Below are 23,321 nucleotides of genomic sequence, written 5' to 3' on the forward strand. Positions count from 1 at the left end.
TATGATTGGAGGACCTTATGAAATTTGAAAATATTATCTTTTTGATCATTGCTGTGTTAACAACGTTCAGTATTGCTTTAATCGGAGTCGCTATCGGCCAGCATAGCTGGCTGATTGCCATCACTGCGATTATTGCCGTGTTTTTCTTAATGGGGCTTGGTTTTTCACTGAAAAAAAGATTCAGGGAAAGAAATCAGGCTTAGTCTGAGAGGACTTTAATAAATTTTATATATTCTTTTCCCTTTTCATCAGATTCTAGTCCCGCCTGCTCAAATCCAAGTTGATTCAAGAATCGGAGCCAGGCTTCATTTCCAGAAGGACAAGCAGAAAACAATACAGGACTTTGCTTTTTGACAATGGACGAAATTTCCTCAATGATCTTTCGTGCATATCCTTGTTTTCTTTTTACGGGATGAATGACGATGCTGCCAAGCCACGGTTTTTGATTGGATGGAGCAGTGTATACGAGATACGCTGCTCCAATTTTTTGCTCTTCGTCACTCCAGATCAGCCATTCCCCGCCTGTCTCATCGTAACGGTGCAAATAGTCTTTCCACTGTTCATCTATTTCATTTCCTTTTAAACCTTCCTCTTTCATCCAAACAGGTGAGTGCCTGGCCATCTCAATAAAAAAACTCAAATCCTCATCCTTGAATTTCCTATTCTCCATCTTTTGTCGTTCCTGCTTGAATCGTATCCAGAATTTCTTGATGTAAACCTGGTTTTGCTGCAAAAATACTTGTTTTGCTTAACACATTCACATTATCGCCATCTATCGTTGAAATCGTTCCGCCTGCTTCCTGAATAAGAATATACCCCGCTGCAAAGTCCCATGGTGATAGCCTCATCGTCATGTAGGCATCGAGTCTTCCACAGGCAACATAGGCCAATTCAATGGCGGCTGTTCCATAAGACCTGGTTCCACGAGATTTTCTTACAAGAGGAAGGAGCCGCTGGTGATCAATCTTACGGTTGGGTGTGATCCACGTGGCGTTTAAACCGATGACCGCTTTATCCAAGGTCACATTACTTAGCCGAGGAAGTTTTTCTTCATTTAAATGAAGTCCGTGTCCCTCAATGCAATGGAACAACTCGTTTCGTACAACATCGTAAATAAACGCTGCTTTTCCTTGTCCGTTATGAAAAATCGCTACCGAAATGGCAAAGTTGGCTTGCTGATGAACAAAGTTTGTTGTTCCATCAATGGGATCAATGATCCAAACGGTCCCTTCAAGGTCACTCACCTCATCGCCGTAGCCTTCCTCACCCAGAACTTTATGGTCCGGGAATTCTTTTTTTATTTTATCGATAAAGAACTTTTCAATGGCTTTATCCATATCCGTCACTAAATCGGCATAATGAGATTTATATGTAATGTTCAGCTCATTGGAGAATGAAAGCTTAATGACTTCTCCTGCTTCATACACCCAGTTCTTTGCGGTTCCGTATAAGTCCTCGACTTTTGTATTGTCCACTACCATCAGCTCCCAGCGTCGTTCATTGTTTTATTATATGTTACCACTAGTCGTGCTTAACATAACCATACCACGCTCTTTTGTATGGATGAATAATTTATTCCCCAAAAAAAACGACCCTGCTATAGATCAGGTTCGTTTTTTTACCCTGTGTCCGTTGTTATCATGCTTCCAGTCTCACTAGTTCCTGGCGCAGTTTTTCCAGCTTACGCTTGGATTCATTGATCTGCTTCGTATTCTTATTTTGCAATGCTTCGAATAATGTTGCCAGTTCATAGTCGATTTCAAGCTTCAATACAGGTATTCTGCGTTCCGCGTCCGTTCTTTTTAATGTTTGAATGACTTGTTTCATACCTTACACATCCTTTCTACCTTTTATAAGAATACTAAATATTCTGATTTTGGATATTGTCTTCTATCATATGATTGACTTTCACTTAATGCAACCTTGATCTCTTTTTTAAAAAAAATTATATAAAAGTAACATATATTGCGGATTTTCTTTTTCAGCAACCGGTGTGGTAAACTACTAACCACGGTGAACAAAAAGTTCTATCAGGAGGAAATGCAATGAGCTTTTCAGGATTTAAAAAAAATGATTTTTCAGTGTTTGCTATTGAGGGCCTTGAACCTCGAATGGAAAAACTAATCGAGCGGGTTCGCCCTAAGCTTGAAGATTTAGGTGGGCATTTTGCGTCAGAACTTTCTGCATTAACCGGAGAGGAAATGTTTTATCATGTGGCAAAACATGCCCGAAGAACAGTTAATCCGCCAAAAGATACTTGGGTAGCATTCTCGAGCAGTAAGAGAGGATACAAAAAACTTCCGCATTTTCAGATCGGTCTGTTTGAAACCCACGTATTTATCTGGTTTGCTGTGATATATGAGTCTCCCGTAAAAAAAGAGTATGCCGCTGCTCTCCAAAAAGAATTAAAAACAATCACTGCCTCCATTCCAGATTACTTCGTCTGGTCTCAGGACCATATGAAACCTGAAGCGGTGCAGCACAGTGAGATGAAGAACGGAAATCTTTCAGGATTAGTGCGTTCTTTGGCAGAAGTAAAAAAAGCTGAACTGCTATGCGGGATTCACATACCTAAGGATGAGGCTATTCAGATGGACGGAAAGGCTTTCATTCAAAAAGTCGATTCTGTTTTCCGAACGTTAATGCCCCTTTACGAGTTAAAGAAACAGGTTTATTCCGAGTAGCGAATGGAGTGGCAGGAAGGGGAGAAGAAATTCCTCCTCTTCTTACCCTTAGTATATTGTTGAGAATAAAAAGTGTTTGGGTGGAACGTTCAATAATTTTATTTGATGAGCGCTCCCCATTTCTCTTTAATTTGCTCGGCTTCAGAAAGGATCCTGAGAAAAAGCTCTTCAACCGAAGGAACATCCTGAATTCTGCCCATGATTTGTCCAGCCCATCCAAAACCTTCGTCTGATTCCCCTTCATAGATGTATTTCATATTGCGTTTTCCGCTTATAAGATCTTTAATATCCTCATAACCTTTAGCCCTTTTCTCTTCTTCTAGTATAAAATCAGTCCAGCTGCTGCTGATCGCTCGTCCCGGTGCACCAAGCTTGCGTTTGATGACCACCGTCCCTGCTTCAGTTCCTTTAACGAGTGCTTCCTTATATAATGGATGCGCATGCTCACATTCCCTTGTGGCGATGAATCTGGTGCCCATTTCTACCCCTTCGGCACCAAGTGCCAACGCGGCCATCAGACCTCTTCCGTCACCGATTCCGCCAGAAGCGATAACAGGGATGGAAACAGCATCAGCCACTTGGGGTATAAGCACCATCGTACCGACATCGTCTTTTCCAATATGCCCTCCGCCTTCCTGGCCAACAACCATGACAGCATCCGCTCCCAGCTGCTCAGCTTTTACCGCCTGTCGCGTGGAGGCGACTAGAACAAGTTTCTTTACTTCCACTCCCTGTAAAATATCGAATATGCCTGAAGGGTTGCCTCCCGTCATGCTGATTACTGGAACTTTCTCTTCAACAGCAGCTCCCACCATATGGTGAAAAGGCCTTCCATGCTGCCCGATTGCAAAATTAACCCCGAAAGGGCTGGCAGTCATTTTTTTTGTTTTTCTAATCTCCTCTTTTAATGCTTGTGGTGAATCGAGCGACATGGCCGTAATTTGTCCTAGCCCGCCAGCGTTTGAAACGGCCGCCGCAAGTCCAGAATAAGCAAGATAGGCCAACCCTCCCTGAATGATGGGATAACGAATTCCCAATAGCTCTGTTACTTTTGTTTGCATTTCCATATTGCTTCCCCAGCCTTTCTTTTTTTTTATTCTTTGCATACAAAACCGTTAGAATCTGATATACTTCTTTTGTTTTCCTATGTATTTTCATGAGGTAAAGATTATTTTTATTATAGATGAGGTGTCAAAATTGTCACAACACGAAACTCCTTTATTTACCGGATTAAAAGAACACGCAAAACGAAATCCCTATCAGTTTCATATCCCTGGCCATAAAAAAGGCTATGGTATGGACCCTGATTTCAGGGAATTTATGGGTGAGAACGCCCTGTCCATAGATTTGATCAACATCGCTCCACTTGATGACCTCCACCATCCGAAAGGCATGATTAAAAAGGCCCAGGACTTGGCAGCACAGGCATTTGGTGCTGACCATACCTTCTTTTCTGTTCAAGGAACAAGCGGAGCAATCATGACGATGATCATGTCAGTCGTTTCTCCCGGTGATAAAATCATTGTTCCGCGCAACGTTCATAAGTCGATCATGACAGCCATCGTATTCTCTGGAGCGACACCCGTGTTTATTCACCCAGAGATTGACAGGGAGCTTGGTATTTCACATGGCATCACTCCTCAAAGCGTTAAGAGGGCTTTGGAACAGAATCCCGACGCTAAAGGGGTACTCGTCATTAACCCCACGTATTACGGGATTTCAGCGAACCTAAGCGAGATTGTTGAAATCGCCCATAGCTATGATGTACCTGTCCTGGTCGACGAAGCCCATGGTGTACTAATTCACTTTCATGACAAAATGCCCCTCTCTGCCATGCAAGCTGGAGCAGATATGGCTGCGACGTCAGTTCACAAGCTAGGCGGATCACTTACCGGCAGCTCTATCCTTAACATTAAAGAAGGCCTTGTTTCAGCCAAAAGGGTGCAAACGATCCTGAGTATGCTCACGACCACTTCAACGTCCTATATTTTGCTTGCCTCACTAGATACTGCTAGAAAGCGTCTGGCTACTGAGGGATACAGCATCATTGAAAAAACGATTAAACTGGCTAATGCAGCACGGGAAAAAATCAATAAAATTCCACGCCTTTATTGTGTCGGAGAGGAAATTCTGGGCAAAGAAGCGACTTACGACCTCGATCCGACCAAACTGCTTATTTCTGTGAAAGAGCTTGGCATAACGGGTTACGACGCTGAGGTATGGCTTCGAGAGGAACATAATATAGAAGTGGAACTATCCGACCTTTATAACATCCTTTGCTTGATCACAACAGCAGATCATGAGAAGAATATCATGGTTTTAGTTCATGCGCTCGAAGAAATGTCACGCCATTTTGAGAATGCAGGCGAAAAAGCAGCACAGGCAATGCCTGTCCACGTCCCCGATATTCCTGTACTTGCATTATCACCACGTGATGCTTTTTACGCAGATACAGAGAGTGTGCCTTTCGAAGAATCTGCAGGCAGGATCATTGCTGAATTTATTATGGTATATCCGCCAGGTATTCCTATATTTATTCCGGGTGAGATCATTACTCAAGATAATCTTGACTATATAAAAGAAACCATCGAAGCAGGCCTTCCAGTACAAGGTCCTGAAGATCCCGAATTAGGAATGCTAAAAGTGATAAAAGAGCACATTGCCATACGATAGTGCAATTTTTAAAATGGCCAGGACATTTGATATCCTGGCCATTTTTTTATGTTATGATTATCAGCCTGTTGATCCACTTCAAGATTTGTTTTAAAAAGAAAATACCTTGGATTCATCCAAGGTATTTTGTCTAACCTATTTTTGTTCAACATTATGATTCGAACAGTTTGGACATTTATCTGCGTAAAGCTTTGTTACCTTTTCATCCTCAAAATGTTCAATCGTGCTATCACATGTTTGGCAAATGATTTCTCCCATCTCAAAACATCTCCTTTTCATGTAAGCGCTTTTATTCTTATCTCTATAATATTATGTCACATTGATATTGTCAACCACCATTAGCATAACACATTAAAATATTTATGATGATTATTCGTATTGCTCATATGCAGGTATTGATGGTACGGATTCTTCAAAGAAAAGAGAAAGATCTTTTGCTTCATCCAGTGAGTGGATATTAAACACCTTCTGCAAGTACTCATAATTCTGAAGATCATTGGCATCAAGAAGAGATGACCGTCCAGTCTGCATACAAACAACTAATGGTTTACCAAAGAACATGTTCGTATGAATGATGCCAAAGTCATAACGGACATGTTCCGTTGTAAAGCCCACAAACCGAACATTAACGTTCTCATGTTCATCGTAAAGTTTTTCGAATACTTCCACAGAAACCCCTCCTTGAGTATGATTTTGAAGCGGGCCGCTATGTTTGCAGTATATAACAACTATATTCCCTGAAATGTGTTTTTATAACACTCTTAATTTGTATCTTTTTCCCTTCCTGTTTCTTAATTAAACCTCTTTAAGTCGTATTGTCAAAATTTTTAAAATAATGTTAAATTAGATAATAAGAATAGACAAGCTCGCCATTGGCTAAATCAGGGAAAGCGGGGTCTTAAATTGCAGCAGCATGCTTATATCAAACTCGTACCGTCATCAAAGCAACAATCCATCACGACTGATGAAGTAAAGGAACTTTTTTATTATTACAAGGATATAACTTCCAAGACAGGCACACAGCTAGGATGGGAATATGAACAATCGGCATTTCCATATTCCCTGGAAGAAAAAAGGGAAGGCAAGGAACGATGGTTTTATCTGAAGGGGACTGACAAACAGAAATATAAGTACATAATGGTAGGTTTAGATTCAGAGGTAACGGAAGGAACAAACACCTCCTACATTCAAGTGACTTTACCAGAAGGGTTTACACATGGAGATAAAGGAAAAGCCAATGAATTCTGTAAGTTCATGGCGAAGCAGCTTGACGGCGAATTGCATTTATTTAATGGCAGAGTGATGTATTACTATAAACGAAAGTAAACATCCTAATAAGAGGGCCTTTGTACGGATCATAATGGATTAAACGTTCCAAACAGCAGCATTGTCCACTTGGCCAACAAAAATAAAGCGGTGGACAAAATGGTGCTTTTTAGTGCCATTGTCCTTTTTTGGCACAAGGTATGGGACAGCAGATAGGAAAGATATAAAAACATAAGAAACAATACAACCTCAAAGAACACTCGGTCATGTCTGGATAATTGAATCACTGTAAAATATCCGGTCCAAAGAACACAATGTACAGGAATAATGAACAGAAACCATTTCATCTTAATACCCCTCCTATCCTACATTATGCTGTAGTTGAACCGGTCAATACTAAAAAAGCCTTCCCTGTATATCGGGAAGGCTTTTCATATACGATTACTTAACGATGTGGATTGGAGATCCAAGAGCTACCTCAGCAGCCTCCATGGAGATTTCTCCGAAAGTTGGATGGGCATGGATAGTCATAGCAATATCTTCTGCTGTCATTCCAGCTTCGATGGCCAATCCAAGCTCAGCGATCATATCTGATGCATTACCGCCTGCAATTTGCGCTCCAAGAAGCAATCCGTCTTCTTTTCTCGTAATTAGCTTCATGAATCCGTCGGTTTCATTCATGGATAGAGCACGGCCGTTAGCCGCGAATGGGAACTTGGACGCTTTCACGTCAAATCCAGCTTCTTTTGCACTCTTCTCATCATAACCGACAGTTGCTAGTTCAGGATCGGTAAATACAACCGCTGGAATAGCAAGATAGTCAATTTCAGAAGGATGTCCGCTGATCGCTTCAGCAGCAATTTTTCCTTCGTATGATGCTTTATGGGCAAGAGCTGGCCCTTCTACGATATCACCAATCGCATAAATGCCTTTTACACTGGTTTGAGCTTGCTTATCGATCTTAATCAATCCGCGTTCAGTCATTTCGATTCCAACTTGCTCAAGACCAAGTTCCTCTGTGTTTGGACGGCGTCCAACCGTTACCAATACATAATCCGCTTCAAATGTTTTTGTTTCACCTTTAATTTCAGCTGTAACAGTAACTCCGTCTTTCGTTTCTTCAACGCCTTTAGCAAGAGCTTCTGTAAAGATTTCTACATTGCCTTTTTTCTTCAAGCGTTTTGAAACGACTTGGCTCATCTGCTTTTCGAACCCTGGAAGAATCTGTTTGCTTCCTTCAAGCACAGTAATCTCTGTACCAAAGTTAGCAAAAGCTGTTCCAAGCTCCATACCGATGTAGCCTCCGCCGATAACCACCATTTTCTTCGGTACTTCTTGCAGAGCAAGAGCACCAGTTGAAGAAATCACACGGTCACTCCATTTGAATCCGGGAATTTCAATCGGACGGGAACCAGTTGCAATGATACAGTTTTTGAACGTGTAGGTTTGAGATGATTTCTCATCCATGATACGAACGGTGTTTTCGTTGACAAAATAAGCTTCACCACGAATGATTTCAGCTTTATTGCCTTTAAGCAATCCTTGAACACCAGTAGTCAATTTCTTGACGATACCAGATTTCCATTCCTGAACCTTAGAAAAATCTACAGTAACGTTGTCTGCTTTAATCCCCATGTCATCAGAATGCTTCGCGTGTTCAACACGATGGCCGGCATTGATCAATGCTTTAGAAGGAATACATCCTACGTTTAAGCAAACACCGCCCATTTCGCCTCTTTCTGCTACAGCTACCTTTTGGCCAAGCTGAGCTGCACGGATGGCTGCCACATATCCCCCTGGGCCAGATCCTATAACAAGTGTGTCTAATTCAATCGGAAAATCACCTACAACCATTTTCTCTACGCCTCCATTACTAAAAGTTGTGGATCATTCAACAAACGTTTAATATGATTCATTGCGTTTTGAGCAGTTACACCATCAATTAAACGGTGGTCAAAGCTTAATGATAACGCAAGAACTGGTGCTACGACAACTTCTCCGTTTTTCACCACTGCTTTTTCTGCAATACGGCCAATTCCAAGAATGGCAACTTCAGGGTGGTTGATGACCGGAGTAAACCATTGTCCCCCAGCAGAACCGATGTTGGAGATGGTTACAGAACCGCCCTTCATTTCATCTGCAGAAAGCTTTCCGTCACGGGCTTTGACAGCCAGTTCGTTGATTTCAGCAGAAATTTTGAAGATGGATTTGCGGTCAGCATCTTTAACAACAGGAACCATAAGCCCGTTATCTGTATCCGCAGCAATTCCGATATTGTAATAGTTTTTCCAAACGATTTCTTCGTTCGCATCATCGATGGACGCATTGATTGCAGGGAATTCACGCGCAGCAGAAACCAAGGCTTTCACTACATATGGAAGGTAAGTAAGCTTGATTCCTTTATCAGCTGCAGCTTGCTTGAATTTCTTGCGGTGTGCAACAAGCTCAGTCACATCGATTTCATCCATCAAGGTGACGTGCGGAGCAGTATGCTTGGAATTAACCATTGCTTTAGCAATGACTTTGCGGACACCTTTAAGCTTTTCACGGGTCTCATTTTGGCCTGCAGGAATAGCTTTAGGAGCTTCTTTTGCTGCAGGTGCTTGAGCAGCTGTTTCTTTAGTAGCATCCTGAGCTTGAGTTCCCGCATCACCGCTTAAGTACTTGTCGATATCTTCCTTCATTACGCGTCCGTTGTTACCTGATCCTGAAACCTTACGGATTTCAACACCTTTTTCACGAGCATATTTGCGTACGGAAGGCATGGCGATCACTCGCTTGCTTTCATCAACTGGCTCGTCCGAAGCTGCCTCATTTTTTGGTGCCTCTTGTTTAGGAGCTTCTTCTGCAGCTGGTTTCTTCTCTTCTTCAGCTTTTGGCTGTTCAGGAGTGTCATCACCATGTGCAGATGGTGGCGGCTCACTTTCAGATTCAATCGTAACGAGAACATCTCCAACAACAGAAACTGTTCCCTCTTCAACTTTTACTTCCAGAATTTTACCGTCAACCGGTGACGGAATTTCTACTACTGCTTTATCATTCTGCACTTCCAGCAGGATATCGTCTTCTTTTACTTCATCTCCCGCTTTAACAAACCATTTTACAATTTCGCCTTCGTGGATACCTTCACCGATATCGGGAAGCTTAAATTCAAATGCCACTAACAACGCCTCCTAGTAAAAATTAATCATATTTCAAGGGATAAAATGCTGAAAAAGAAATCGGCAAGATTTCTTTTTCAGTCCTGTTGTTCAGCATTAGAAGTTATAAACTGTCTTTGCCTTCTCAACAATATCTTTATAATCAGGAAGCCAAACATCTTCAGCAGCTGCAAACGGGAATACCGTATCCGGAGCAGTGACACGAAGCACTGGTGCTTCCAGGCTTAGGATCGCACGGTCGTTGATTTCAGCAACAACGTTGGCACCAACACCTGCTTGCTTTTGAGCTTCTTGTACCACGATCGCACGTCCCGTTTTCTCAACAGATGCAATGATCGTATCGATATCAAGCGGGCTCACTGTACGAAGGTCGACAACCTCAGCAGAGATCCCTTCTTTTTCAAGTTCTTCTGCTGCTTTAAGGGAAGAGTGAACCATCGCTCCGTAAGTAATGATGGAAACATCTTTTCCTTCACGTTTCACGTCCGCTTTACCGATTTCAATTGTATATTCTTCTTCTGGCACTTCGCCGCGGAAAGAACGATATAGTTTCATATGTTCCAAGTAGACAACTGGGTCGTTATCACGGATCGCAGAAATTAAAAGCCCTTTTGCATCATAAGGGGTTGAAGGAATAACAACTTTTATTCCAGGTGCTTGAGCAACAAGCCCTTCAAGGTTGTCTGCATGCAGTTCAGGGGTTTTAACTCCTCCCCCAAATGGAGAACGGATTGTAATTGGAGAGCTGTATACTCCACCAGACCGATAACGCATACGTGCAGCCTGAGCGACAACAGAGTCCATTACCTCAAAGATAAATCCAAAGAACTGAATTTCCATTACCGGGCGGAATCCAGTAAGTCCTAAACCGATAGCAAGACCGCCGATACCGGACTCAGCAAGCGGAGTATCAAATACTCGGTCTTCACCGAACTCAGATTGAAGACCTTCGGTTGCACGGAACACCCCGCCGTTTTGACCAACGTCTTCACCGAACACAACGACATTTTCATTATTTTTCAATTCAGTGCGCATCGCATCTGTAATTGCTTGAATCATGGTCATTTGAGCCATATTATTTCGACTCCTTTGCTTTGTATTCTTCAAGTTGCTCTTTCAGATTGTGCGGAAGCTCTTCAAACATGAATCCGATAAGATCTGTAACCTTTTGTTTCGGTGCAGCATCCGCTTTTTTGATAGCAGCTTTAATGTCTTCTTTCGCTTGATCCATAACTTTGTTTTCCTGCTCTTCAGACCAGAGGCCTTTATCTTCTAAGAACTTGCGGAAACGCACAAGCGGATCTTTCTTCGTCCATTCGTTATCAAGATCTTCCGTACGATAACGTGTAGGATCATCACCAGCCATTGTATGTGGACCATAGCGGTAAGTTAAAGTTTCGATCAGAGTCGGCCCCTCACCGTTCAACGCACGCTCACGGGCTTGTTTAACTGCAGAATAAACCGCTAATACGTCCATTCCATCAACTTGGATGCCTTCGATACCAGCTGCAACTGCTTTTTGAGCAATCGTTTTAGCAGCAGATTGCTTTTCTACAGGAACTGAGATCGCGAAACGGTTGTTTTGTACGACAAAGATAGTTTGTGCATTGTACGCTCCGGCAAAGTTAAGACCTTCATAGAAATCACCTTGTGAAGCACCGCCGTCACCTGTATAAGTGATCGCAACATTCTTCTTGCCTTTTTTCTTCAATCCTACCCCAACACCTGCAGCCTGAACGATCTGTGCGCCAATGATGATCTGAGGCATAAGAACATTTACTCCTTCAGGAATCTGTCCGCCTTGGAAATGTCCGCGGGAGTATAGGAATGCTTGGTACAGCGGCAATCCGTGGAATACGATTTGAGGAATATCACGATATCCTGGAAGAATCCAGTCCTCTTTATCCAGCGCAAATTGAGAACCTAGCATTGAAGCCTCTTGCCCCGCAACCGGCGCATAGAATCCTAAACGCCCTTGACGGTTCAGAGAAATCGCTCGTTGGTCCCAGATACGCGTATAAACCATACGTGTCATTAATTCCTGTAACTCTTCATCTGAAAGTTTAGGCATAGCAGATTTATTAACTACTTTCCCGTCTTCTGATAAGATCTGAAAGGTTTCAAATTGTTTTTCAACCTGTTCAATCAAACTCATTAACCTTCACCTCTTCCTTCCTTACACCAATGTTATCCGCCATGTATGTAGTCGGCGCTTCTATTAGATTGCCCAATATTTTCCGTATACATGACAAAGTTTTATAAAAAGCCTTTAGGGTTCCGGTGCCACAAATCATTATTGCTGTTTCCCTATCTGGAACGGGGTAAACATGAACTTGTGCACCACGCCTTTTTATAAGGGCTTTCACAAACTGTATTACTATATTATTGAAAATAGAGTAATACAATTTTCTTGATCACAAGAATTAGTTTACACCAGCGTTTAAACACCGTCAATTGATTACTACCAATATATTTTTCATGATTTCAGTTACAGGGAAGACACTCCCCTTACAGCCGATTCCCCACTGTATTACTACTCCGTTGCAACTGTATCAAAACAGTGTTTTTTATAAAAACAGCGTTAAGTCCGCGATTGAACGCCTCTTTTTTATGGTAGAATACAGGAAAAGCCCTTATCATATGAATAAAGAAGATACTTTGAAAATTGGGGGAAACCATATGCTAACTATGAAGGACATTGTCCGGGAAGGCCATCCTATTCTTCGCGAAAAGGCACAAGACGTTGAACTTCCTCCTCAGCAAGAGGATATTGAAACAGCGAAAAAGATGCTCGAATTTCTAAAGAACAGTCAAGATCCTGAAATTGCCCAAAAATATAAACTCCGCCCAGGCATCGGCCTCGCATGTCCACAAATCGGGATCTCTAAACGAATCATTGCGGTTCATACAACTGACGAACAAGGTGAGCTATTCAGCTACGCCCTTTTCAACCCAAAAATCGTCAGCCACTCGGTTAAGGTAACATACCTCGAAGGCGGTGAGGGCTGCTTATCTGTGGACAGAGACGTTCCTGGCCTTGTTCCGCGCTATGCCAAAACGACAGTAAAAGGAACAACCATAGATGGTGAACAGATCGAATTGAAGTTAAAAGGAATGCCTGCTATTGTCTTTCAGCATGAGATTGATCACTTAGACGGCATTATGTTCTATGACCGAATCAACAAGGAGAATCCGTTCTCTCCTCCAACTGCCGTTATACTCAACAGATAGAAACAAATTCAAGAGAGCTCCAGCCAATGATGCTGGAGCTCTTTCTTTGTTTCATTCCACTATTTACCTCGCAAGAGAAAACCGGCCAGCGGCATACTATTACAAAACTACGAACTAAAGGATGGTCGGGCTAAGATGAAACGAAAACGAAGATTTATGAACAAGCTAAAAAAACTAATCAATGAATATCCGTATTTAAAAAGAGCAAAAAAACCTTTTTGCTTGCAATAAAAAGGCTTTTACCGGCTTAGCATTGTCTGACTAATCATGATAAGATGAAAAAAACATGAAAATCATACCTATTTCATTTATAATAAAACGAAGATATTGATAATACTAGCACGGTAAGGAGACGAAAACATGATTTTTAAAGTTTATTTTCAGGAAAACAAAAACGAAGTACCAATCCGCGAAAACACTCAATCGATTTATTTGGAAGCAAATTCAGTCGAGGAAGTCAGAAAAAAATTGTCTGACACCAATTACAATATTGAGTTTGTTCAAGAAATCACAGGAAAATTTCTAGAGTATGAGAAGCAGTCAAACTCTTTTGAAGTGGAGAAAAGATAGTATATGAAATTTGTAAAAAACCATCAAACTGCAGTGTTTGCTCTGGGCGGTTTGGGAGAAATCGGAAAGAACACATACGGAGTCCAATTCCAGGATGAAATTATCCTGATCGATGCCGGTATTAAATTTCCTGAGGACGAACTGCTCGGAATTGACTATGTCATTCCAGACTATACTTATTTGATCAAGAATGAAGATAAAATCAAAGGTTTGTTCATTACCCATGGACATGAAGACCATATCGGCGGCATTCCGTACTTGCTCAGACAAGTAAACGTTCCGATCTACGGCGGAAAGCTTGCCATCGCCCTGATCAAAAACAAATTAGAAGAACACGGTCTATTGCGCACAGCAAAACTGCACGAGATTACTGAAGACCAAGTGATCAAATTCAGAAAAACATCTGTATCTTTCTTCCGAACAACCCACAGTATTCCGGAATCTTTCGGAATTGTCGTCAAGACACCGCCTGGCAATATCGTACATACTGGAGATTTCAAATTTGATTTTACTCCGGTAGGAGAGCCTGCCGATTTAACGAAGATGGCCGAAATCGGAAAGGAAGGTGTTCTGTGTCTTCTATCCGACAGTACGAATGCCGAAGTTCCAGGGTTTACCCTTTCTGAACGCCGGGTCGGAGACAGCATCAATGATATATTCCGCAAGGTGAACGGCCGGGTGATTTTCGCTACATTTGCTTCGAACATCTATCGCCTGCAGCAGGTAGTAGAAGCTTCTGTTCAAAATAACCGAAAGATCGCTGTTTTCGGAAGAAGCATGGACTCTGCGATAACGATTGGACAAGAACTTGGTTTTATAAAGGCACCGAAAGGCACCTTTATCGAGTCTTCACAAATTAACAGACTTCCTGATAATCAGGTAACCATCCTGTGCACAGGCAGCCAGGGCGAGCCTATGGCTGCATTGTCAAGGATTGCAAACGGTACTCACCGCCAGATCCAGATCATTCCTGGCGATACAGTGGTCTTCTCATCATCTCCCATCCCGGGAAATGCATTGAGCGTCAATAAAACCATCAACCAGCTATTCCGTGCAGGAGCAGAAGTCATTCATGGTTCTTTGAATGATATCCATACATCAGGGCACGGCGGTCAGCAGGAACAAAAACTTATGCTGAGGTTGATGAAACCAAAATACTTCCTCCCTATTCACGGGGAATACAGGATGTTGAAGATGCACATCAATCTCGCTACTTCCTGCGATGTTCTGCCTGAGAATTGTTTTACGATGGACAACGGCGAAGTACTTGCCTTGTCAAGCAACGAGGCATCAGTTGCAGGCAAGATCCCTTCAGGTTCTGTCTATGTTGACGGAAGCGGAATCGGTGATATCGGAAATATTGTTCTCAGGGACAGAAAGATCCTGTCTGAGGAAGGACTCGTTGTTGTAGTCGTCAGCCTCAACATGAAAGAATTCAAAATCGAAGCCGGCCCTGACATTATCTCTCGCGGTTTTGTCTATATGAGGGAGTCAGGAGACTTAATCAATGACGCACAACACCTTCTCAGCCAGCACTTGAACGGTCTAATGGAAGAAAAGCGAACCAAACAGTGGTCTGAAATCAAGAACGAGATCACCGATGTTCTATCTCCTTTCCTTTATGAAAAAACAAAAAGACGTCCGATGATTCTACCAATTATCATGGAAATCTAGAATAAGAAAAAGCATGAAAGGATAATCTTTCATGCTTTTTTATGTATGCTTTATCCCTTATACCATTAGATCCTTCTCTAGCCTGCTGATATCCTTCTCGCCGCCAATAACGATCAATATATCTCCTTTCTCCACTTCCTGATCCGCATGAGGAGAAACAAAAACTTCATTGCTACGTTTTATCGCCACCACGTTACAGCCGTATTTCGCCCGGATGTTCATTTCCTGAAGAGACTTTCCACTCATCTTGTCACCTGCTGCCATCTCTGCAATGCTGTATTCATCAGACAACTCCAAGTAATCCAGTACGTTTTTTGAAACGACCTGGTGAGCAATCCTGACTCCCATGTCCCGTTCGGGATGAATGATTCGGTCTGCTCCAATCTTCACCAGTACACGTTCATGGTAATCATTCTGTGCTTTCACAGTGATTTTGGATATACCCATGTCTTTTAAAATTAAGGTTGTCAGAATGCTGGCTTGCAGGTTTTCTCCAATGGCGACGATGACATGTTCAAAGTTACGAATACCCAGGCTTTTAAGTACCCCCTCATCTGTTGAATCCGCAATGACAGCCTGAGTGGCAATGGATGAGTATTCATTCACTCGCTCTTCATCCATATCAATGCCGAGCACTTCCATCCCCTGCTCGCTTAACGCTCGGCAGATGCTTCCTCCAAATCGGCCAAGGCCGATTACTGCATATTGGCGTTTCACCATCAATTCCCCCAACTATATATGTAATGCCTATTATATTAGCATAGATTTCTGAATTGGAAAAAGAAAACCAAGCCTCTCTCAACAAAGAGGTAATAATTGAGAAAATAAAAGGACGGCCAAGGTGATCTTGGCCGTCCTCATTTTGATTATTAAACGTTAAGTGTTTCTTGTCCCGGCTTCCAGTTTGCAGGGCAAAGTCCGCCAGTCTGCAATGCTTGAAGAACACGCAATGTCTCATCAACATCGCGTCCGATGTTGTTGTGGTTTACAACAGCATACATTAATTCACCTTCAGGAGAAATAATGAAAAGACCGCGCAATGCAACACCTTCTTCTTCGATGAGAACACCATAGTCACGTGCTACCACGTGGTTAGTGTCTGCAGCCAATGCATACTTCAGTTCACCTAGACCATTTGAGTCGCGTGGAGTGTTGATCCATGCTTTATGTGTGTGGATCGTATCAGTTGAAACACCGATCACTTCTGCATCTAAATCTTCAAACTCATCAAAACGATCGCTTAAAGATGTAATTTCAGTAGGACATACGAATGTGAAGTCCATTGGGTAGAAGAAAAGCACAGTCCATTTGTCATTTTTCATGTTTTCTTCAAGACTTACTTTCCCGAATTCCTTGTTAGGTAATACCGCATCCATTTCAAATCGTGGAGCTTGTTTTGCTACCATGCGTTCTGCCATACTTAATCCCTCCAACTAATTGTGTTATTGCTTCGTTGCTATTATAAAACAACCTCACTTTTTAGTCAATATTAAATGATAATTAATTTAAATAAGGAGTTTTATTCACAATTCAACATTTACTTTCCCCCATATCATAACAAGTTAATCAAAAGAAGTGAAATAATTGGATTACACCGTTTAGTCGGTTATACTGTAATCCATAATAAAATAGGATACAAGACTTAAAGGAGGACCATGTTTTAATGCCCGATTACAAAAAATTTACAGAAATCGACTGGGGTGCACTCGCCGTAACGACAGGACTTTTAATAGTAAAGCTATTAGCCATCTTTATTGTTTATATCGTTGTACGCAATATCGGCAAAAAAATCATCAGCACCGCCTTTGTACGAATGTCCAACAGGAAAGGCATGTCAAATTTTCGAGCGAAAACGCTCGAAACACTAGTGATCAGCGTATATACATATGCGGTAATTTTCATGGCTTTTGTAGCCGTTTTCGGTCTGTTTAATATTGATATCCGCGGGTTGCTTGCAGGTGCCGGAATCGTAGGCCTTGCCATCGGTTTTGGAGCTCAGGGGCTTGTGAACGATGTCGTTACCGGATTTTTCATTCTGCTCGAAAAACAAATTGATGTCGGTGATTATATTACCACCGGAACATTTAATGGAATTGTGGAGGATGTGGAGCTTCGTACCACTAAAGTTCGGGGATTTGATGGAACGCTTCATTATATTCCAAACCGTTTGATCACAAGTGTCAGCAACCACTCCAGAGGAAACATGAGGGCGCTGGTGGATTTTAAGATCCCTTCGACTCCCCAGGTAGAAGAAGCTTTGCAGATCATTAAAGAAGAGAGCCGAGTGCTCCGGCAGGAAGAGCCTGCGATTCTTGAAGGACCAAACGTCCTTCCTGTAGTCGAAGCTGATACAGGCTTGACGGTGCTCCGCATTCTTGCCAGAACCGAAAATCTCAAACAATGGAGCATGGAACAAAAGATTAAAGAACGGCTGCAGGAACGCTTTAAACAGGCTGGAATCATTCTTCCCTCACCTGAAGACAGCAACAACGAAGGCTCCCCCGAGCCAGGGGCGTAGTGATTAAACCGTCCGTTCATCGGGTATCCCTATAAATAGAATGACACATAGGGAGGTAATACCATGCCATACGATTCCATTAAAGAACTGCCTGATCAAGTAAGGGACAACCTGCCCCATCACGCACAGGAGATCTTTAAAGAGGCCTTCAATTCCGCTTCCGAAGAATATAAAGAAGAAGAAACGGCCTTCAAAGTAGCCTGGAGTGCTGTGAAAAAGAAATATGAAAAAAACAGCAACGATAAATGGGTAAAAAAAGATAAAGCTGACTGATCCGCTGTTTGCGGAAAGTCAGCTTTTATTCATAACAGAGAGCTGTCCACATATATGGAAAAAAGGCAGCTGCCTCGGGGTTACGATTCTGTTCGTGTTTGCTCCTCCGGTATTTTCACTACTTTTAATTTTTTGATCTGATGGCCGTCTGTTTCAATCACCTTAAATAAATAACCTTCATGCTCAATCTCTTCATCCAGCTGAACGCCACCTGGCTGGCTTAAAACCCAACCCCCGATCGTATCCAGATCCGTATCATCCAGATCCAGATGGAACATTTCATTTACTTCAGAGATAAGTACTTTCCCCTCAAGTATGGTTGTGTTTTCATTGACTTTTTTAATCCTGGGCTCTTCATCCTCGTCAAATTCATCCCTAATTTCACCGACGATCTCTTCAATAATATCTTCGACGGTCACGATTCCTGACGTACCTCCGTATTCGTCCATCAAGACAGCCATGTGGACTCTTTCCTTCTGCATCTTTACAAGGAGCTGCTGAATGGGAAACGACTCATGGACAGAAATGATCGGTCTTATGTATTTTTCTAATTCCTCTTCTTCATTTGTTACATGTTCATTAAAAAATTCTTTAATGTTGACGAGGCCAATGATATGGTCTTTGTCATCCACCGCCACCGGGTATCTTGTGAACTTTTCTTCTCTCATGACATTCAGGTTCTCAATAAAACTGTTTTCTTTGTATAAGCAAACGATTTCTGTCCTTGGAACCATGATCTCCTTTGCCAGCCGGTCATCAAACTCAAAGATCCTGTTTACATAACGATATTCTGATTGATTGATCTCTCCGCCCTCAAAGCTTTCAGAGAGCAGATGGCGCAGCTCTTCTTCATTATGCGCCATTTCGTGCTCTTCAGTTCTCTTTAATCCCAAAATTCTTGTCAGTACTGCTGCAGACCGGTTCAGCACAAAAATAAACGGAAACATTATGTAGCTGAAAGCAATTAAAGGCCTTGCTACTGCTAAGCTGATTTCTTCAGCTTTCCTGATGGCAAATGACTTCGGTGCCAGTTCCCCGAGCACCACCTCAAAATACGTAATGGCTGTAAAAGCGATGATAAAGGAAAGGGTATGCAACACTTGCGGCGGCAGATTCACATGATGAAAAAGCGGCTTCAGTAGCGTTTCCACAGTCGGTTCTCCAAGGCCCCCAAGAGCAAGCGACGTAATGGTGATTCCAAGCTGTGTAGAGGAAAGATAACCATCGATGTTTGATAGAATTTTCTTGACAGCTTTTGCGTTTCTATTGCCCTGCTCTGCCAAAAAATCGATTCTGGTCGCACGTACTTTTACGATGGCAAATTCAGAAGCTACAAAAAAAGCGGTGATTAGAATGAGGACGACAATCAGTGCTATATTCATTAGTGCCATATGAGAGTCCTTAACCAATACTGATCAAGGACCTTCACCTCCTGCCAAAAGAATTAGAGTAGGGATAATAAAGGTTACCCTCTCTACCCCGCAGATAAACGCACTTACAACGAAGGAACAGCCTATCTATCAATGGCTGTTCCCCATGCGTTTTATTGCTGAAGTTTGCTTTCTACCGCCTGGCAAACATCATCTGCGCTCATACCATCCGCATTTATAACAGAACCTTGTACCACTGCATTCTGCATTCCCATAACGTTTTGATCCTGCCCTGAGATGACGCAGCAATCACATGCATTCGCATCATTTTCCTGGCGAAGTGCAACTACGTCATATCCTTTAGCTTTTAAAGCATCGGAAACATTAGTTAAGGATTCCTCCACACCAATTCTAGCCATCGTTTCCACCTCCTTAGCATTTTTTAATCTCTCCAACGGAATACTGATTTATCCCATATCTACACAAATTAAAAAAGCGGCCAAAGGCCGCTTTGGTTAGTTCACATTATTGGGACGTTGCTTTCCATTCAATATAAGCTGACAGCGTACGAAGAGCAACTGGAATTGCCTCTTCTTTCGGTTCAATACGTGAGTGATGAAGTCCGAAATCACAATCCACACCGAGCCAGAACATAAACCCGGGTATATCTTTTAAGAAATATCCAAAGTCTTCTCCTGTCATGGCTTCCCGGCAATGATAAAATTCAGCAGGTTTTTCCGTTTTCAAAAAAGAAATAAATTCATCGGTCAATTCTTCATCGTTAAACACTTGGTAATAGTTCGCACCATAATCAATGGCTGCTTCGCATTCAAATGAAGCTTCGATCCCTTTGACAAGCGCTTCGATCCGTGACTTTACCTTAACCATTGACGCTGATGAAAGAGTACGGATCGTTCCTTCCAGCCGGGCGGTTTCAGCAATGATATTCTGCTTTGTTCCGCCCGTTATTTTCCCGACGGTAAGGACGGCTGAATCCAGCGGATCAATGTTCCTTGATACGATAGACTGAAGCTGTGTGACTAGATGGCTTGCTGCAATAACCATATCATTTGAAAGATGTGGATAGGCAGCATGTCCTCCTTTCCCTTTCAGATCAATAAATAACTCAGATGTGTTTGCGAAAAGCAGGCCCTTTTTAACCGCCACCGTTCCAACAGGGTATTCCGGAGCAATGTGAAGAGCTAGCATCATATCCGGCTTGACAGTTTGAAACTCTTTGCACTGCATGAGAGGAAGCGCTCCGCCTGGCCCCTCTTCTGCTGGCTGAAAAATAAACAGCAGATGATCATCCACTGGATGCTTCACGAAATAATCAAGTAGCCCTATCGCGATGGACATATGAAGATCATGTCCACAAGCGTGCATGTATCCATTGTGAACAGATGCGAAATCGCAGCTTGTTTCCTCGAAAATCGGCAGGCCGTCCATATCTGTCCGGTAACCGATTGTTTTCCTTGGATTAAGGCCGGCAACTCTCACGAGGACACCTGTTTTCCACGTTTGGATGTTCAGCCTTTCCTGCGGAAGGCCACTAATAAAGTCCAATATAAACTGCTGTGTTTTAAATTCCTCGAAACCGGGTTCGGGAATCTGGTGCAGCTGCCTTCTAATGTTTATGAAACGCTCTGTATCCATCTTCTTCATTCCTGTTCAGCAGGGTTTAATCGTTCAGCTGGCGAAGTTCTTGTTTGATTTCTGTTTTTGATTTTGTTTTTTCATCGATCTCTTTAATAACACGGGCTGGTGTCCCTGCAACAACAGTATAAGGAGGCACATCTTCAATCACGATGGCACCCGCTGCAACAACAGCTCCTTTACCAACGGTCACTCCTTCAAGTACAACGGCATTCGCGCCAATAACAACATCATCCTCAACGACAACAGGTTTTGCAGAAGGCGGCTCAATGACTCCGGCCAATACTGAACCTGCTCCAATATGGCAGTTCTTGCCGACTGTTGCACGTCCGCCAAGGACTACGTTCATGTCGATCATGGTGCCGTCACCAATCACCGCACCGATATTGATGGAAGCCCCCATCATGATTATCGCATTGTTGCCGATTTCCACTTGATCACGAATAATTGCGCCCGGCTCGATGCGCGCGTTCACATGCTTCATATCTAAAAGCGGGATCGCTGAATTGCGGCGATCATTTTCCACCACAAAATCTTCGATGTTCTTTTCATTCGTTTTCAAAGCTTCTCCAATTTCTTTCCATTCACCAAAAAGCACGCCAGTACTTCCGTTAATGAAAGACTTCGTGTTCTCACCAAATTGGAGCCCTTCCAGATTCCCTTTAACATATACTTTTACCGGTGTAGATTTCTTGCTGTTCTGTATAAATGAAATAATTTCATTTGCATCCATCATTTTCATGTGTTTGCTCCTCCTTAAATACGTTCTGTCTTGTATTAAACCATTAAATTAAACAACATTCAAACCAAAAATGCTCGAGTCAGGCTTTGTTGACCAATTTCATGAAAGCCTCGACTTGTTTGAGCTCGAGTGTGGCTCCATGACAGATCAACCAAGTATCACGCTTCATCGATTCTCCGTTTTTGTTATGGAGCGGAACTTTATGGAACTCGTCCGCTTCACGCAAAGAAATGGAAGGAAGTATCGCATACCCTATCCCGTGAAGAGCCATCTGCTTGCATGTTTCAATCTGATCCACAATTATGGTTTTCTTTGGCGGAATGCTGAAATGGTCCTGCCACCACTCCTGGATATCCTGATAATAGGTGGAATGGCTTTTGAATTGAATAAAAGGCTTGTCCGTGGTCTGCAGCTCATCAATGGAGGAGATATCTGTATCCGTTAAATAAAGGCTGTCTGAAAACAGATGAATCTTCTCACCCCGCCATTCGGGGTTTCCCCGTACGATGCCAATGTGAATTTGATCTTCATACAGATGCTTGATAATTTCGCTGCTCCAGCCTGTAATCAGCGAAATATTGACTTGAGGATATAAGCTCACATATTGCTTCAAAGCGTTGGGAAGCCAGTATTGTCCAATGATAGATGCGACGGCCAGCCTTAACGTACCGAAGACCTCTTTTGTCAATGATTGGAGTTCCTCTCTCACCCGCTCTTCTTCCTTCAACGTATCATTCACGTGTGCGATGATTTTCTCTCCAGCCGCAGTAAATGCCAAACCCTTTTGTGACCGTAAAAAAATTTTTGTTCCCCAGCTGTTTTCAATCGTTTGAAGACGCTGGCTCAAAGCAGGCTGTGAAACATACAACCGTTCAGATGCCTTTCTCATATTCAATTCCTGGGCAAGAACTTGAAGAATTTTAAATTCGGAAAGCTGCATGCAAACCCCTCCTTTACAACCAATAACACGCGAAAAAGCAATAAGAAAAACTTATGAGTCTATCCTATTATATTCTATTTTCAATTATTTGACGAAATATTTATGATAATGGTAAATCATTCCTTAAACAGAAAGGATACAATGTTATGAAATTAACGATAAAAGGGATTCATCATGTTCAGGTGTGCATTCCTCCTGGGGAAGAGAATACGGCAAGAGATTTTTATACCCATGTGCTCGGTTTATCAGAAATAGAAAAACCAGAGGTTTTGAAGAAAAACGGCGGGCTGTGGTATCAGACAGGAAACCAGGAACTTCATATCGGCGTGGACCGTTCGGATTCATATAAAAGAAAAAGCCACCCCGCGTTTGAGGTGGCTCAGCTGGAGCGTGTTAAACAGCATTTGCAAGCAAACGGAATTACAGTAAATGAAGAAAAGGAAATCCCGGGAATTTCACGGTTTTCCTTCCGTGATCCGTTCGGGAACCGCATTGAGCTCCTCGAAATCTTATCAAAAATTCAATAAAAAACCAGGGATCTATCTGAGCTAACCTAAATAAGT

General features: G+C 42.4%; 28 protein-coding genes. 10 read left to right on the forward strand and 18 right to left on the reverse strand.

Features of this window, described 5'->3' with window-relative positions; all coding sequences use genetic code 11:
- Window positions 1-17: 17 nt before the first annotated feature.
- Window positions 18-203, forward strand: a complete 186-nt coding sequence (locus tag ABHN01_RS00230) for a DUF5325 family protein (RefSeq protein WP_290399698.1) — start codon at window positions 18-20, stop codon at window positions 201-203.
- Here the strand turns inward: ABHN01_RS00230 and ABHN01_RS00235 are convergent.
- The 3 genes from ABHN01_RS00235 to ABHN01_RS00245 form a co-directional block, all read right to left on the reverse strand.
- Window positions 200-670, reverse strand: coding sequence for a GNAT family N-acetyltransferase (locus ABHN01_RS00235; RefSeq protein ID WP_429873872.1), 471 nt, complete (start codon window positions 668-670; stop codon window positions 200-202). The two genes, ABHN01_RS00230 and ABHN01_RS00235, sit on opposite strands and share 4 nt — an antisense overlap.
- A complete protein-coding gene (locus ABHN01_RS00240) occupies window positions 660-1,475 on the reverse strand; it encodes an inositol monophosphatase family protein (RefSeq protein ID WP_429873873.1) in 816 nt (271 codons plus the stop codon). The genes ABHN01_RS00235 and ABHN01_RS00240 overlap by 11 nt, the downstream gene beginning before the upstream one ends.
- Before the next feature lie 163 nt (window positions 1,476-1,638).
- Entirely contained in the window at window positions 1,639-1,827 is a 189-nt protein-coding gene (locus tag ABHN01_RS00245) for a hypothetical protein (protein WP_053354634.1), read from the reverse strand.
- A gap of 218 nt (window positions 1,828-2,045) precedes the next feature.
- Here ABHN01_RS00245 and ABHN01_RS00250 point away from each other — a divergent pair, with 218 nt between their 5' ends.
- Complete coding sequence (locus tag ABHN01_RS00250; protein ID WP_429873874.1) at window positions 2,046-2,684, forward strand: YktB family protein; 639 nt, start codon at window positions 2,046-2,048, stop codon at window positions 2,682-2,684.
- Between the two features lie 98 nt (window positions 2,685-2,782).
- On the opposite strand, the gene ABHN01_RS00255 is transcribed toward ABHN01_RS00250, so the two are convergent.
- The gene (locus ABHN01_RS00255; protein WP_429873875.1) at window positions 2,783-3,751 is read right to left on the reverse strand and encodes an NAD(P)H-dependent flavin oxidoreductase; all 969 of its coding nucleotides are present in this window, start codon (window positions 3,749-3,751) and stop codon (window positions 2,783-2,785) included.
- A 130-nt stretch (window positions 3,752-3,881) separates the two neighbouring features.
- On the opposite strand from ABHN01_RS00255, the gene ABHN01_RS00260 reads away from it, so the two are divergent.
- Window positions 3,882-5,357 (forward strand): aminotransferase class I/II-fold pyridoxal phosphate-dependent enzyme, encoded by a 1,476-nt coding sequence (locus tag ABHN01_RS00260; protein WP_429873876.1) that lies wholly within the window; start codon window positions 3,882-3,884, stop codon window positions 5,355-5,357.
- Window positions 5,358-5,492: 135 nt separating this feature from the next.
- On the opposite strand, the gene ABHN01_RS00265 is transcribed toward ABHN01_RS00260, so the two are convergent.
- Together ABHN01_RS00265 and ABHN01_RS00270 are read right to left on the reverse strand one after the other, a co-directional pair.
- Window positions 5,493-5,636 carry a GapA-binding peptide SR1P gene (locus tag ABHN01_RS00265; RefSeq protein ID WP_425589565.1) on the reverse strand — a complete coding sequence of 48 codons (144 nt, stop codon included), beginning with the start codon at window positions 5,634-5,636 and terminating at the stop codon, window positions 5,493-5,495.
- A 90-nt stretch (window positions 5,637-5,726) separates the two neighbouring features.
- On the reverse strand, window positions 5,727-6,026 hold the full coding sequence (locus tag ABHN01_RS00270; protein WP_290399705.1) for a DUF3055 domain-containing protein: 300 nt from the start codon (window positions 6,024-6,026) through the stop codon (window positions 5,727-5,729).
- A gap of 234 nt (window positions 6,027-6,260) precedes the next feature.
- Here ABHN01_RS00270 and ABHN01_RS00275 point away from each other — a divergent pair, with 234 nt between their 5' ends.
- A complete protein-coding gene (locus tag ABHN01_RS00275; protein WP_429873877.1) occupies window positions 6,261-6,683 on the forward strand; it encodes a DUF1885 family protein in 423 nt (140 codons plus the stop codon).
- Window positions 6,684-6,712: 29 nt separating this feature from the next.
- Here ABHN01_RS00275 and ABHN01_RS00280 read toward each other — a convergent pair whose 3' ends face one another.
- The 5 genes from ABHN01_RS00280 to pdhA all read right to left on the reverse strand — a co-directional run bounded on the left by ABHN01_RS00280 (window position 6,713) and on the right by pdhA (window position 11,939).
- A complete protein-coding gene (locus ABHN01_RS00280; protein ID WP_290399707.1) occupies window positions 6,713-6,970 on the reverse strand; it encodes a hypothetical protein in 258 nt (85 codons plus the stop codon).
- A 94-nt stretch (window positions 6,971-7,064) separates the two neighbouring features.
- Complete coding sequence (lpdA, locus tag ABHN01_RS00285; protein WP_290399708.1) at window positions 7,065-8,477, reverse strand: dihydrolipoyl dehydrogenase; 1,413 nt, start codon at window positions 8,475-8,477, stop codon at window positions 7,065-7,067.
- Between the two features lie 5 nt (window positions 8,478-8,482).
- Window positions 8,483-9,784, reverse strand: coding sequence for a dihydrolipoamide acetyltransferase family protein (locus ABHN01_RS00290; RefSeq protein WP_429873878.1), 1,302 nt, complete (start codon window positions 9,782-9,784; stop codon window positions 8,483-8,485).
- 96 nt (window positions 9,785-9,880) lie between these two features.
- The gene (locus ABHN01_RS00295) at window positions 9,881-10,858 is read right to left on the reverse strand and encodes an alpha-ketoacid dehydrogenase subunit beta (RefSeq protein ID WP_429873879.1); all 978 of its coding nucleotides are present in this window, start codon (window positions 10,856-10,858) and stop codon (window positions 9,881-9,883) included.
- 1 nt (window position 10,859) lies between these two features.
- Window positions 10,860-11,939 (reverse strand): pyruvate dehydrogenase (acetyl-transferring) E1 component subunit alpha, encoded by a 1,080-nt coding sequence (pdhA, locus tag ABHN01_RS00300; RefSeq protein WP_429873880.1) that lies wholly within the window; start codon window positions 11,937-11,939, stop codon window positions 10,860-10,862.
- Between the two features lie 524 nt (window positions 11,940-12,463).
- On the opposite strand from pdhA, the gene def reads away from it, so the two are divergent.
- From def to rnjA, 3 genes are all read left to right on the forward strand, one after another.
- Complete coding sequence (def, locus tag ABHN01_RS00305) at window positions 12,464-13,015, forward strand: peptide deformylase (protein ID WP_290399712.1); 552 nt, start codon at window positions 12,464-12,466, stop codon at window positions 13,013-13,015.
- Between the two features lie 360 nt (window positions 13,016-13,375).
- Window positions 13,376-13,585, forward strand: coding sequence for a DNA-dependent RNA polymerase subunit epsilon (locus ABHN01_RS00310; RefSeq protein WP_290399713.1), 210 nt, complete (start codon window positions 13,376-13,378; stop codon window positions 13,583-13,585).
- A 3-nt stretch (window positions 13,586-13,588) separates the two neighbouring features.
- Window positions 13,589-15,259, forward strand: coding sequence for a ribonuclease J1 (gene rnjA, locus ABHN01_RS00315; RefSeq protein WP_429873881.1), 1,671 nt, complete (start codon window positions 13,589-13,591; stop codon window positions 15,257-15,259).
- Between the two features lie 57 nt (window positions 15,260-15,316).
- Here rnjA and ABHN01_RS00320 read toward each other — a convergent pair whose 3' ends face one another.
- Together ABHN01_RS00320 and ABHN01_RS00325 are read right to left on the reverse strand one after the other, a co-directional pair.
- Window positions 15,317-15,979 (reverse strand): potassium channel family protein, encoded by a 663-nt coding sequence (locus tag ABHN01_RS00320; RefSeq protein ID WP_429873882.1) that lies wholly within the window; start codon window positions 15,977-15,979, stop codon window positions 15,317-15,319.
- 149 nt (window positions 15,980-16,128) lie between these two features.
- Complete coding sequence (locus ABHN01_RS00325) at window positions 16,129-16,677, reverse strand: peroxiredoxin (protein WP_290399716.1); 549 nt, start codon at window positions 16,675-16,677, stop codon at window positions 16,129-16,131.
- A 245-nt stretch (window positions 16,678-16,922) separates the two neighbouring features.
- Between ABHN01_RS00325 and ABHN01_RS00330 the strand changes: the two genes are divergently transcribed.
- Both ABHN01_RS00330 and ABHN01_RS00335 read left to right on the forward strand, forming a co-directional pair.
- Window positions 16,923-17,777 (forward strand): mechanosensitive ion channel family protein, encoded by an 855-nt coding sequence (locus tag ABHN01_RS00330; protein WP_429873883.1) that lies wholly within the window; start codon window positions 16,923-16,925, stop codon window positions 17,775-17,777.
- A gap of 63 nt (window positions 17,778-17,840) precedes the next feature.
- A complete protein-coding gene (locus ABHN01_RS00335; protein WP_429873884.1) occupies window positions 17,841-18,050 on the forward strand; it encodes a ChaB family protein in 210 nt (69 codons plus the stop codon).
- A gap of 80 nt (window positions 18,051-18,130) precedes the next feature.
- Here ABHN01_RS00335 and ABHN01_RS00340 read toward each other — a convergent pair whose 3' ends face one another.
- From ABHN01_RS00340 to ABHN01_RS00360, 5 genes are all read right to left on the reverse strand, one after another.
- Window positions 18,131-19,441, reverse strand: a complete 1,311-nt coding sequence (locus ABHN01_RS00340) for a hemolysin family protein (protein WP_429873885.1) — start codon at window positions 19,439-19,441, stop codon at window positions 18,131-18,133.
- 152 nt (window positions 19,442-19,593) lie between these two features.
- Window positions 19,594-19,839 carry a YkuS family protein gene (locus ABHN01_RS00345; RefSeq protein WP_290399720.1) on the reverse strand — a complete coding sequence of 82 codons (246 nt, stop codon included), beginning with the start codon at window positions 19,837-19,839 and terminating at the stop codon, window positions 19,594-19,596.
- 106 nt (window positions 19,840-19,945) lie between these two features.
- Window positions 19,946-21,076 (reverse strand): N-acetyldiaminopimelate deacetylase, encoded by a 1,131-nt coding sequence (locus ABHN01_RS00350; protein ID WP_429873886.1) that lies wholly within the window; start codon window positions 21,074-21,076, stop codon window positions 19,946-19,948.
- 25 nt (window positions 21,077-21,101) lie between these two features.
- Window positions 21,102-21,818 carry a 2,3,4,5-tetrahydropyridine-2,6-dicarboxylate N-acetyltransferase gene (gene dapD / locus ABHN01_RS00355; protein WP_429873887.1) on the reverse strand — a complete coding sequence of 239 codons (717 nt, stop codon included), beginning with the start codon at window positions 21,816-21,818 and terminating at the stop codon, window positions 21,102-21,104.
- A 79-nt stretch (window positions 21,819-21,897) separates the two neighbouring features.
- Window positions 21,898-22,758 (reverse strand): LysR family transcriptional regulator, encoded by an 861-nt coding sequence (locus ABHN01_RS00360; protein ID WP_429873888.1) that lies wholly within the window; start codon window positions 22,756-22,758, stop codon window positions 21,898-21,900.
- Between the two features lie 146 nt (window positions 22,759-22,904).
- Here ABHN01_RS00360 and ABHN01_RS00365 point away from each other — a divergent pair, with 146 nt between their 5' ends.
- Window positions 22,905-23,285, forward strand: a complete 381-nt coding sequence (locus ABHN01_RS00365; RefSeq protein WP_429873889.1) for a VOC family protein — start codon at window positions 22,905-22,907, stop codon at window positions 23,283-23,285.
- Window positions 23,286-23,321: the final 36 nt, after the last annotated feature.

The organism is Fictibacillus sp. NRS-1165 (assembly GCF_050468105.1).
In the GTDB taxonomy this organism is placed as follows: domain Bacteria; phylum Bacillota; class Bacilli; order Bacillales; family Fictibacillaceae; genus Fictibacillus_C; species Fictibacillus_C terrinigri.

What these genes read in the sequence shown, in the direction of transcription:
- pdhA (WP_429873880.1), bottom strand. Translation starts at nt 11,939, where the DNA reads ATGAGTTTGATTGAACAGGTTGAAAAACAATTTGAAACCTTTCAGATC.
- ABHN01_RS00295 (WP_429873879.1), bottom strand. Translation starts at nt 10,858, where the DNA reads ATGGCTCAAATGACCATGATTCAAGCAATTACAGATGCGATGCGCACT.
- ABHN01_RS00360 (WP_429873888.1), bottom strand. Translation starts at nt 22,758, where the DNA reads ATGCAGCTTTCCGAATTTAAAATTCTTCAAGTTCTTGCCCAGGAATTG.
- dapD (WP_429873887.1), bottom strand. Translation starts at nt 21,818, where the DNA reads ATGAAAATGATGGATGCAAATGAAATTATTTCATTTATACAGAACAGC.
- ABHN01_RS00320 (WP_429873882.1), bottom strand. Translation starts at nt 15,979, where the DNA reads ATGGTGAAACGCCAATATGCAGTAATCGGCCTTGGCCGATTTGGAGGA.
- ABHN01_RS00250 (WP_429873874.1), top strand. Translation starts at nt 2,046, where the DNA reads ATGAGCTTTTCAGGATTTAAAAAAAATGATTTTTCAGTGTTTGCTATT.
- ABHN01_RS00245 (WP_053354634.1), bottom strand. Translation starts at nt 1,827, where the DNA reads ATGAAACAAGTCATTCAAACATTAAAAAGAACGGACGCGGAACGCAGA.
- ABHN01_RS00230 (WP_290399698.1), top strand. Translation starts at nt 18, where the DNA reads ATGAAATTTGAAAATATTATCTTTTTGATCATTGCTGTGTTAACAACG.
- ABHN01_RS00340 (WP_429873885.1), bottom strand. Translation starts at nt 19,441, where the DNA reads ATGGCACTAATGAATATAGCACTGATTGTCGTCCTCATTCTAATCACC.
- ABHN01_RS00280 (WP_290399707.1), bottom strand. Translation starts at nt 6,970, where the DNA reads ATGAAATGGTTTCTGTTCATTATTCCTGTACATTGTGTTCTTTGGACC.
- ABHN01_RS00325 (WP_290399716.1), bottom strand. Translation starts at nt 16,677, where the DNA reads ATGGCAGAACGCATGGTAGCAAAACAAGCTCCACGATTTGAAATGGAT.
- ABHN01_RS00365 (WP_429873889.1), top strand. Translation starts at nt 22,905, where the DNA reads ATGAAATTAACGATAAAAGGGATTCATCATGTTCAGGTGTGCATTCCT.
- ABHN01_RS00235 (WP_429873872.1), bottom strand. Translation starts at nt 670, where the DNA reads ATGGAGAATAGGAAATTCAAGGATGAGGATTTGAGTTTTTTTATTGAG.
- ABHN01_RS00335 (WP_429873884.1), top strand. Translation starts at nt 17,841, where the DNA reads ATGCCATACGATTCCATTAAAGAACTGCCTGATCAAGTAAGGGACAAC.
- ABHN01_RS00255 (WP_429873875.1), bottom strand. Translation starts at nt 3,751, where the DNA reads ATGGAAATGCAAACAAAAGTAACAGAGCTATTGGGAATTCGTTATCCC.
- ABHN01_RS00265 (WP_425589565.1), bottom strand. Translation starts at nt 5,636, where the DNA reads ATGAAAAGGAGATGTTTTGAGATGGGAGAAATCATTTGCCAAACATGT.
- lpdA (WP_290399708.1), bottom strand. Translation starts at nt 8,477, where the DNA reads ATGGTTGTAGGTGATTTTCCGATTGAATTAGACACACTTGTTATAGGA.
- ABHN01_RS00345 (WP_290399720.1), bottom strand. Translation starts at nt 19,839, where the DNA reads ATGGCTAGAATTGGTGTGGAGGAATCCTTAACTAATGTTTCCGATGCT.
- ABHN01_RS00310 (WP_290399713.1), top strand. Translation starts at nt 13,376, where the DNA reads ATGATTTTTAAAGTTTATTTTCAGGAAAACAAAAACGAAGTACCAATC.
- ABHN01_RS00350 (WP_429873886.1), bottom strand. Translation starts at nt 21,076, where the DNA reads ATGGATACAGAGCGTTTCATAAACATTAGAAGGCAGCTGCACCAGATT.
- def (WP_290399712.1), top strand. Translation starts at nt 12,464, where the DNA reads ATGCTAACTATGAAGGACATTGTCCGGGAAGGCCATCCTATTCTTCGC.
- ABHN01_RS00330 (WP_429873883.1), top strand. Translation starts at nt 16,923, where the DNA reads ATGCCCGATTACAAAAAATTTACAGAAATCGACTGGGGTGCACTCGCC.
- rnjA (WP_429873881.1), top strand. Translation starts at nt 13,589, where the DNA reads ATGAAATTTGTAAAAAACCATCAAACTGCAGTGTTTGCTCTGGGCGGT.